Source organism: Paraburkholderia sp. CNPSo 3274 (assembly GCF_024206475.1).
Taxonomy (GTDB): domain Bacteria; phylum Pseudomonadota; class Gammaproteobacteria; order Burkholderiales; family Burkholderiaceae; genus Paraburkholderia.
Map to the genome: position 1 here is coordinate 1 of NZ_JAMBPR010000267.1, position 537 is coordinate 537.

The window sequence follows — 537 nt, forward strand, 5'->3', positions numbered from 1 at the left end:
GGCATCGCCGGGTAGCTATGTTCGGAAGAGATAACCGCTGAAAGCATCTAAGCGGGAAACTCGCCTTGAGATGAGATATCCCCGGGGCTTCGAGCCCCTTGAAGGGTCGTTCGAGACCAGGACGTTGATAGGTCAGGTGTGGAAGCGCAGTAATGCGTTAAGCTAACTGATACTAATTGCCCGTAAGGCTTGATCCTATAACAGGTGTGCCTCCGCCCCGCGTGGGTGAGCAGGACGCACAGGTTGAGATCATGTGTTGTGCCGGAAACAACACAACCCCAATTGAGCAACACCTCTTTACGCTTCTTCCCGATTGGCTGTGGCGCGATAACACCGCGACGCAGCAACCCGTCATGCCTGATGACCATAGCGAGCTGGTCCCACCCCTTCCCATCCCGAACAGGACCGTGAAACAGCTCCACGCCGATGATAGTGCGGATTGCCCGTGTGAAAGTAGGTAATCGTCAGGCTCCTTATGCTGTAACGTCCAGAACCCCGGTGTCTCCGAAAGAGAGCCGGGGTTCTGGCGTTTGGGCG

2 rRNA genes are annotated in these 537 nt (G+C 56.1%); both read left to right on the forward strand.

The annotated features are described in order from the left end of the window. A 23S ribosomal RNA gene (locus tag M3I54_RS44625) occupies positions 1–197 on the forward strand; the annotation flags it as partial. A gap of 159 nt (positions 198–356) precedes the next feature. Next, positions 357–470, forward strand: a 5S ribosomal RNA gene (rrf, locus tag M3I54_RS44630). Positions 471–537: the final 67 nt, after the last annotated feature.